6 protein-coding genes and 1 rRNA gene are annotated in these 9,870 nt (G+C 34.4%); all 7 read right to left on the bottom strand.

Going from position 1 to position 9,870, the window contains the following annotated elements; translation table 11 throughout:
• Positions 1-41: 41 nt before the first annotated feature.
• The 7 genes from BN2665_RS26085 to dnaN all read right to left on the bottom strand — a co-directional run bounded on the left by BN2665_RS26085 (position 42) and on the right by dnaN (position 9,771).
• Positions 42-1,544 (bottom strand): 16S ribosomal RNA (locus BN2665_RS26085).
• A 711-nt stretch (positions 1,545-2,255) separates the two neighbouring features.
• On the bottom strand, positions 2,256-4,739 hold the full coding sequence (gene gyrA / locus BN2665_RS26080; RefSeq protein ID WP_055669994.1) for a DNA gyrase subunit A: 2,484 nt from the start codon (positions 4,737-4,739) through the stop codon (positions 2,256-2,258).
• A 22-nt stretch (positions 4,740-4,761) separates the two neighbouring features.
• Positions 4,762-6,672, bottom strand: coding sequence for a DNA topoisomerase (ATP-hydrolyzing) subunit B (gene gyrB / locus BN2665_RS26075; RefSeq protein ID WP_055669993.1), 1,911 nt, complete (start codon positions 6,670-6,672; stop codon positions 4,762-4,764).
• A 109-nt stretch (positions 6,673-6,781) separates the two neighbouring features.
• On the bottom strand, positions 6,782-7,048 hold the full coding sequence (remB, locus tag BN2665_RS26070; RefSeq protein ID WP_055669992.1) for an extracellular matrix regulator RemB: 267 nt from the start codon (positions 7,046-7,048) through the stop codon (positions 6,782-6,784).
• A 13-nt stretch (positions 7,049-7,061) separates the two neighbouring features.
• The gene (gene recF, locus BN2665_RS26065) at positions 7,062-8,150 is read right to left on the bottom strand and encodes a DNA replication/repair protein RecF (protein ID WP_055669991.1); all 1,089 of its coding nucleotides are present in this window, start codon (positions 8,148-8,150) and stop codon (positions 7,062-7,064) included.
• A gap of 58 nt (positions 8,151-8,208) precedes the next feature.
• Positions 8,209-8,415, bottom strand: coding sequence for an RNA-binding S4 domain-containing protein (locus BN2665_RS26060; protein ID WP_055670069.1), 207 nt, complete (start codon positions 8,413-8,415; stop codon positions 8,209-8,211).
• Between the two features lie 255 nt (positions 8,416-8,670).
• On the bottom strand, positions 8,671-9,771 hold the full coding sequence (gene dnaN, locus BN2665_RS26055) for a DNA polymerase III subunit beta (RefSeq protein ID WP_055669990.1): 1,101 nt from the start codon (positions 9,769-9,771) through the stop codon (positions 8,671-8,673).
• Positions 9,772-9,870 lie beyond the last annotated feature (99 nt).

Genomic DNA, 9,870 nt, shown 5'->3' with positions numbered 1-9,870 from the left:
TTCTTATCATATAGGTTATCCCTATATGTTCGACTCCTTAGAAAGGAGGTGATCCAGCCGCAGGTTCTCCTACGGCTACCTTGTTACGACTTCACCCCAATCGCTGACCCTACCTTAGGCCGCTGCCTCCTTGCGGTTAGCTCACGGACTTTGGGTATTGCCAACTCTCATGGTGTGACGGGCGGTGTGTACAAGGCCCGGGAACGTATTCACCGCGACATGCTGATTCGCGATTACTAGCAACTCCGGCTTCATGTATGCGAGTTTCAGCCTACAATCCGAACTGGGACCAGTTTTTGAGTTTTGCTCCACCTTGCGGTCTCGCTTCTCTCTGTACTGGCCATTGTAGCACGTGTGTAGCCCTAGACATAAGGGGCATGATGATTTGACGTCATCCCCACCTTCCTCCCGGTTAACCCGGGCAGTCTCGCTAGAGTGCTCAACTTAATGGTAGCAACTAACAATAAGGGTTGCGCTCGTTGCGGGACTTAACCCAACATCTCACGACACGAGCTGACGACAACCATGCACCACCTGTCTTCCTGTCCCGAAGGACTTCCCCCATTACGGGTAATTCAGGAGATGTCAAGTCTAGGTAAGGTTCTTCGCGTTGCTTCGAATTAAACCACATGCTCCGCTGCTTGTGCGGGCCCCCGTCAATTCCTTTGAGTTTTAATCTTGCGACCGTACTCCCCAGGCGGGGTACTTATTGTGTTAACGGCGGCACGGAAGGGGTCGATACCTCCCACACCTAGTACCCATCGTTTACGGCGTGGACTACCAGGGTATCTAATCCTGTTTGCTCCCCACGCTTTCATGCCTCAGCGTCAGTTACGGTCCAGAGAGTCGCCTTCGCCACTGGTGTTCTTCCTAATCTCTACGCATTTCACCGCTACACTAGGAATTCCACTCTCCTCTCCCGCACTCTAGACTTCCAGTTTGGAATGCAGCACCCAAGTTGAGCCCGGGTATTTCACATCCCACTTAAAAATCCGCCTACGCATCCTTTACGCCCAGTAAATCCGGACAACGCTTGCCACCTACGTATTACCGCGGCTGCTGGCACGTAGTTAGCCGTGGCTTCCTCCTCAGGTACCGTCATTATCGTCCCTGAAGACAGAGCTTTACAACCCGAAGGCCTTCATCACTCACGCGGCGTTGCTGCATCAGGCTTTCGCCCATTGTGCAATATTCCCCACTGCTGCCTCCCGTAGGAGTCTGGACCGTGTCTCAGTTCCAATGTGGCCGATCACCCTCTCAGGTCGGCTACGCATCGTCGCCTTGGTGAGCCTTTACCTCACCAACTAGCTAATGCGCCGCGGGCCCATCTCATAGCGGATTACTCCTTTGATTGCTCTACCATGCGATAAAGCAATGTTATGCGGTATTAATCCTCCTTTCGGAGGGCTATCCCCCACTATGAGGTAGGTTGCCCACGTGTTACTCACCCGTCCGCCGCTAGAGACCGAAGTCTCTCGCTCGACTTGCATGTGTTAGGCACGCCGCCAGCGTTCGTCCTGAGCCAGGATCAAACTCTCAATTTAAAATTTAAGTTTGATTGCTCATTTTGCTACGTTATTGCTTCACATTACGTCGTCAGCGTCGTCGCTGTGGTGCTCATGTATATCAAATACACTCTGCTCCTCGCTCCTAGCTTCCTAGTACTGTTTTGCACTAACTTCGCAACTTACTTTGTCTTATGATTTCTCATAAAGAATTGCTGGTTTCATGTTTATTTTCCTCTGTTTAATTTTCAAAGACCATGCTGCGTTTCAACAGCGTAATTTATTGTATCATTTAAGTTTTTATCTGTCAACAAGTTTTTTTAGTTTTTTTTAATCTTTATTAACTTGCTGTTTTCTCAGTGTCCTTAAATGCTTTGTTTCTGTGTCGCTTGCTTCAGGCGACTTCTATATATTATCACGGCTTCTAAAGCATAAAATCACTTTAATATGTCGTTTATCAAAACTATTTAACTGTATTTCATTTTTTCTTTGAATTTCTTAATAATTCATATGATGATACACTAGGAAATGTATACTTAGATTTTATACTCTTTACTAAAAACGACTAGCTAAGAGATATATTTAAGTTAATTTTATTTTTAAACATAAGAAAATCCCCTATTCTTTTAAAACAGGGGATTTCTAGTGAAACAAACTAGATTTCATAATGATATCTTTAATTCATTATTGTGAATGTACAAGTGAATACTTAAACTTGTTTCAATATATTAATTTAGACGATCTTAATTACTAACTCTCTAACATATCTTCAGAAACAGCTACACTTTTGTCTATATCTTCATTCTCATTTTGAATATCTGAACTATTTATTTTTGCAATAGCAACTATTTGCTCTTCTTCAGAGGTTCTCATTAGAGTTACCCCCATAGTACTTCTGCTTGTAACAGAAATATCTGATACATTAATTCTAATTGCTACACCACTGCTGTTTATCAGCATTAATTCATCATCCTCTTTACATACCCTAGCTGCTACTATCTTACCTGTTTTCTCCGCAACTTTATAAGTTTTTAATCCCTTTCCTCCTCTATTTTGAAGAGCATATTCTGTTAAAGGAGTTCTTTTACCAAATCCATTTTCACTTACTACAAGTAGATCTTGATCAGCTACAGCTATATCCATAGAAACTGTCATATCATCATTTCTTAATCTTATAGCTCTAACCCCTGCAGCAGTTCTTCCCATTGGCCTTATATCTTTTTCGTTAAACCTGATTGCATAACCATTTTGTGTTACTAGTACTATATCTGCATCGCCATAAGTTAATTTTACTTTTAATAATTCATCGCCATCTCTTAAGGTTATTGCATTTAATCCATTCTTTCTTATATTCTCATACTCTTTCAATGGAGTCTTCTTTATTATTCCTTTTCTTGTGGCCATGATTAAATATCCCTTTTGTGACATATCTTTGATGGATAGAACTACTTCGATTCTCTCATCTTGGCTTAAAGGTAGAAGATTTATTAGATTAGTACCTTTAGCGGTTCTTCCTGCATCTGGAATCTCATAAGCTCTTAACTTATATACTCTTCCTAATGTAGTAAAGAATAACAAATCTCTATGGGTAGAAGTAACAAATACATGCTCTACAAAATCATCTTCCTTAGTGGCCATTGCTTGTATTCCCTTTCCACCTCTTCTTTGAGAAGAATATGTATCTGCAGATATCCTCTTAATGTATCCACTATGAGTTAAGGTAATAACCACCTCTTCTTCTTGTATTAAATCCTCTATATCTATGTCATTTTTACTCTTTTCAATAGCTGTTCTTCTTTCATCGCCATATTGAGCCTTTATTTGTAATAGCTCTTCCTTTATGATGTTTAGCACTAATTCTTCTTTTGCTAATATCTCAGTCAATTTAGCTATTAGGGCTACTAATTCATTGTATTCTTCTTCTATTTTTTCTCTTTCTAAGCCAGTAAGCCTTCTAAGTCTCATATCTAGTATAGCTTGAGCTTGTTTTTCACTTAAGCCAAACCTGGACATCAATGTCTCTCTAGCTATATCTGTGGTCCTAGAACCTCTTAAAATATTTATAACCTCATCTATATTATCTAAGGCAATTCTAAATCCTTCTAAAATATGAGCTCTGTCTTGAGCTTTCTCTAACTCAAACTGAGTTCTTCTTCTTATAACTTGCTTTTGGAAATCAATATAATGGGTTAATACTTGTTTTAAATTTAATATCTGAGGCTCATTATCTACTAATGCCAGCATTATAATACCAAAGGTATCTTGCATTTTAGTATGCTTATAAAGCATATTTAAAACTACATTAGGATTAGCATCCCTCTTAAGCTCTATAACAATTCTCATACCTTCTCTGTCTGATTCATCACGAAGATCTGATATACCCACTATTTTTTTATCTTTTACAAGGTCAGCGATAGCTTCTACAAGTTTAGCTTTATTTACTTGATAAGGTATCTCTGTTACTACTATTCTGTGCTTACCGTTCTCTTCTTCTATTTCTGCCTTAGCTCTTACTACTACTTTTCCTTTTCCTGTTTCATAGGCTTCTCTTATACCAGAAGTGCCCATTATTATTCCAGCAGTAGGAAAGTCTGGACCTTTTACTTTACTCATTAAATCTAGTACAGTAAGCTCTGGATTATCTATAAGCATTGATACTCCATCAATTACCTCGCCTAAATTATGAGGTGGTATATTTGTGGCCATACCTACAGCTATACCTGACGATCCATTTACTAATAAATTAGGAAATCTCGATGGTATTACTGAAGGTTCTTCTTCTTCACCGTCAAAGTTAGGCATAAAATCTACTGTATTTTTATTAATATCCCTTAATAATTCTACAGCTATCTTGCTCATCTTTGCTTCTGTGTACCTCATAGCTGCCGCTGAATCACCGTCTACAGAACCAAAATTTCCATGTCCATCCACCAAAGTGTATCTTATTGAAAAATCTTGAGCCATTCTAACCAATGCATCATATACAGAAGCATCTCCGTGAGGATGATACTTACCTAGTACGTCTCCGACTATTCTTGCACATTTTCTATATCCCTTTTCTGGAGCTAATCCAAGTTCATGCATAGAAAATAATATTCTTCTATGCACAGGTTTTAACCCATCCCTAACATCTGGAAGAGCACGACCTACAATAACACTCATAGCATAGTCTATATAACATTTTTTCATCTCATTTTTTATGTCTACGGGTAAAACTTTTCCCTCATTATTCATGCAAATTCACCTCATTCCTGCACTATATATCTAAGTTGCTAACTTTCTTAGCGTTTGTTTGTATAAAATCTCTACGTGGTTCTACTTTATCTCCCATCAATATGGTAAATATCTCATCAGCAGCCATAGCATCTTCTATAGTAGCTCGAAGAAGAGTTCTACTTTCAGGGTCCATAGTCGTTTCCCATAGTTGTTCAGCATTCATTTCACCTAATCCTTTGTATCTTTGGATTGCTACGCTATTATCTTTTCCTCCGATTTCAGCAAGAATTCTATCCTGTTCCTGATCTGAGTAAGCATAATAATCTTTCTTGCCTTTAGTTATCTTATAAAGTGGTGGTTGAGCTATATAAACATGGCCTTTTTCTATTAATTCCTTCATGTATCTGTAGAAGAAAGTTAAAAGAAGGGTTCTTATATGAGCACCATCCACGTCAGCATCTGTCATTATTATGATTCTATTATACCTTATCTTCTCTAAATCAAATTCATTTCCTATACCTGCTCCAAAGGCTGTAACCATGGAACGTATACTATCTGAATTTAATATCTTATCTAATCTTTGTTTTTCAACATTTATTATCTTACCTCTTAATGGCAGTATGGCTTGAAATCTTCTATTTCTTCCTTGCTTTGCTGATCCACCCGCGGACTCTCCCTCAACTATGTATATTTCACATTCTAAAGGATCCTTAGATGAGCAATCTGCAAGCTTACCTGGTAATGAGGTTCTTTCTAATACGGATTTTCTTGTAAGCTCCCTAGCCTTTCTAGCAGCTTCTCTTGCCCTTGCTGCTAATAAAGCTTTATCTATAACAATTTTACCTACAGCAGGATTCTCTTCTAGGAAAGTGCTTACCCCTTCTCCCACTATATTATCCACAATGCTTCTAGCTTCGCTGTTTCCTAACTTTGTTTTAGTTTGCCCTTCAAATTGTGGGTCTGTTAATTTAATAGATACTACAGCAGTTAATCCTTCTCTTATATCTTCGCCTGAAAGATTTTTATCTGATTCCTTTAAATGACCAAATTTCTTTGCATAATCATTAAAGACTCTGGTTAATGCAGTTTTAAAACCCACCAAATGAGTTCCACCTTCTATGGTGTCTATATTATTTGCAAAGGAAAAAATATTTTCAACATAGCTATCGTTATACTGAAGTGCTATTTCTACCATGTAGTCATCTTTAATACCTTCTACATAAATAGGCTCTGGATGTAATATCTCCTTGTTTCTATTTAAATAGCTTACGAAGGATTTTATACCACCTTCATAGCAGAACTCTTCTTTCTTATCATTTCTTTGATCTTCTAAGATTATATTTATACCCTTATTTAAAAAAGCTAATTCTCTTAATCTATGAGCTAAGGTGTCATAATCATATTCTAGTTCTTCAAATATCTCAGCATCTGGTTTAAAGTGTGTAATAGTTCCATGTTCATCACTGTCACCTATCTTTTCAAAAGGTGTCTTAACTGCCCCTCTTTCATATATCTGTTTCCACACAGCACCATCTCTTTTTACTGTTACCTCACAAATCTCTGAAAGTGCATTTACTACAGAAGCGCCAACACCATGGAGCCCTCCGGATACCTTATATCCTCCACCTCCAAATTTACCTCCTGCATGAAGCACAGTCATTATAACTTCTACTGTAGGTATACCCATTTTGGGATGGATACCTACTGGCATACCTCTACCGTCATCAGTTACGGTAATAGAATTATCATTATGTATAATTATATTGATATTTTTACAAAAACCTGCTAAAGCTTCATCTATGCTATTATCAACAATTTCATAAACTAAATGATGAAGACCTCTTGCGCTGGTACTTCCTATATACATGCCAGGTCTTTTTCTAACAGCCTCTAAACCTTCCAAAACCTGAATTTGATTCTCATCATAAGTTTGCTTGTTTTGTTCTACCATTTAAATCCTCCTACTTTCTAAGAATTTATATATAAATCCATCTTACTTACAAAAAGTTAATATAAACAATCAAAATCTCCCAATTATTAAATTGGAAGATTGTTCTAAATTAAAAATTACCTTCGTATTCAATGTCGGTCCTTTTTGTTAAAGTCGATGATGATATAGGGGATAAATATATCTTACTTTTTTTATCTACTTCCGCTATAACAAATGATTTAGGTTTATCCTTAGTTATTCTCTCCACAAAGCCATCCTCTTCAGCCATTCTTAAAAATTGTATAGTATCAGTGCTATACATACTTGTTTCTATGTCAAAAATTCCTATTACATCTTTTATAGGAACTACGACATTTTCTCCCAAATGAAGAAACACAATTATTCCTCCTTTATATTTGTATAGAGCCTTCTTTTACATTAAATATTTTTGAGTTGCTATCAAGGTATTGATTTACATCATCTATACCTGTACAAGTTATTATAGTTTGAATATCCTTTATTGAATTTAATATATATTTTTTTCTATTAAAATCTAGTTCTGACAATACATCATCAAGAAGTAATACAGGATACTCTCCAGTCTGTTCTTTTATAATTCTTAAAGATGAGAATTTCATAGTTAACACTGTAGTTCTTTGTTGTCCTTGCGAACCATAATTTTTAACTTCAACTCCATTAATATAGATATATAAGTCATCCCTATGAGGTCCTATACTAGTATTTCTTTTTTCTATATCTCTTTTTCTATTTTCCTTTAAAAGATCATTAATTTGGCTTTTTGTATTTTTAAAATCTTTTATTTGGGAAAAGTACTTAAAATTGATATCCTCTTTATTTAGAGTTATGTCTTTATGTATCTCTTTTCCGTAAAGATTTAGCTTTTTTATATATTCTAATCTTTTATTAATTATATATTGCGCAAAAGCACTTAATTGTTCGTCATATATATCTAACATAAATTCTTCTGGCTTATTATTAGTTTTAAGCATTATATTTCTTTCGTTTAAAACCTTATTATATTGAACTAAAGAATAATAATACTTTGAATCTAATTGACATAACTCCATATCGATAAATTTTCTTCTGATGGCTGGAGACTCTTTAACGATTCTTAAATCTTCTGGGGAAAACATTACTACATTAAAAGTTCCTATTAGCTCAGCAATTTTAGTAATTTTAATAGAATTAATATTTATTAATTTTTTACCATCTTTAAGTATATTTATTTCTATCCTTTTATCTAATCTTTCTTTGCTAATATAACTTTTAATAAATGTTTTTTCAGCACCCCATTTAATTAACTCTCTATCCTTACTAGTTCTATGGGACTTTCCAAAACCGCAATAATATATAGATTCAAGAATATTAGTTTTACCTTGAGCATTATCACCTATAAAAACATTGACACTACTTCCTAATTCAAGGCTAAGCTCATCATAATTTCTATAATTCATAAGTTGCAAATGTTTTATATACATAAAAACACCTATTATTATATCATAATATTGTTAAATAATAATGAACAATAGAGTAAATTTAAACTATTTTATATTTATTATCTTCAAATTCTACGATATCGCCTTTTTTTAATTTTTTTCCTCTTTGATATTCTATGTTTCCATTTACCTTCACTAAGCCCTCTTTTATTAAAAATTTAGCTTCTGATCCTAAGGATGCTGCGCCACTCCATTTTAAAAAAGAATCTAGTTTTATAATATCAGTTTCTATTTTAACTTCTATCATATTATTCACTTCCTTACCTAGTAATAATTCTTCCCATTTAAATGCCATATTAAACTATCCGTAAATAATTGCTAGTTTAAAATTTAGGCACCTTAGAAAAATAACTAGTCAAAATGAGATGTATATTTTGCGTGAGAAAAAAGCATAAATTCTATATAGGAACATTTACACAAAATATATCAATAGTTCGACTAGTTATTTTCATATTTGCATGATCTGCTGCAATATTATTTATTGCTTAATATAGAATTTAAATTACTTTATTAATCGTACAGGAAGCACAAGATATTTACCTCCTAACTCCTCTACATTCTTTATAATACAAGGACTTACACCACTTGTTAATTCCATAACAATTTCTTCATTTTCCATGATTTTTAATACATCTAATAAATACTTAGAATTAAATGCAATCTGCAAAACCTCTCCTTGCAATTCAATTGAAATTTCTTCTCTAACCTTTCCCAATTGAGAATTTGAAGTTATCACCATAATTTCTTCTTGAATATCTAGTTTTATTAAGTTACTGTTTCCTTCTTTAGCCATTAGGGATGCTCTTTCTATACAGTTTTGCAGTTCTTGCTTCTTAACCTTAACCTTAAGGCTATACTCTTGAGGAATTATAGAGTTGTATTTTATAAATTCCCCCTCTAATAATCTAGATATTATTTTTGTATTTCCAAGATTGAATAAAATATGATTTGTCGTAAAAGTAATGTTTACTATTTCTTCAGTTTCTTCTAAAATTTTTGCTACTTCATTTAAGGTTTTACCGGGTATTACAGCGTTTATAGTATTATCTGTATCTAAAAACTCACTTCTTAAAGCAAGCCTATATCCATCTAAAGCCACTAAATTTAACATTTTATCCTTAACTTCAAATAATATTCCAGTAAGTATTGGTCTAGTTTCATCTTGAGCTATAGCAAAACTAGTTCCTTTTATCATATTTTTTAATATTCCTTGAGGTACAGAGAAAATCATATTTTCGTTTATACTAGGTAAACTTGGAAAGTCATCAGCATTCATATGGATTAAGTTAAAAATAGATTTTTGACAAGTAATTTTAATTGAATTATTTTCTATAGTTTCTATTTGAACCTCTGCATTAGGCAATTTTCTAATTATTTCTCCAAAAATTTTAGAATCTACAACTATCTTTCCTGATTCTAATATATCTGCTTCAACTTTTGTTTCTATGCTTAAGTCAATATCTGATCCAATAAAGGTTACTATTCCATTAGATGCTTCTATGTATATCCCTTCTAAAATTTGCATAGGTGATTTACCTGTTACAGCCTTTTGAACTATTGATATAGCTTCTTGTATTTTATTTTTTTCACATAGGAATTTCAAGATTAAGACCTCCTTTAGTTATTAACAGATTGGGCTAGTTTTTTTGTGGTATATATAGATAATATAATTAAAAAATTTAGTAATAGTAGTAATAGGGGC

The organism is Desnuesiella massiliensis, assembly GCF_001403615.1.
In the GTDB taxonomy this organism is placed as follows: Bacteria; Bacillota; Clostridia; order Clostridiales; family Clostridiaceae; genus Desnuesiella; species Desnuesiella massiliensis.
The sequence above is the reverse complement of the archived record's forward strand: the minus strand, read 5'-3'. Positions and strand labels throughout refer to the sequence as shown.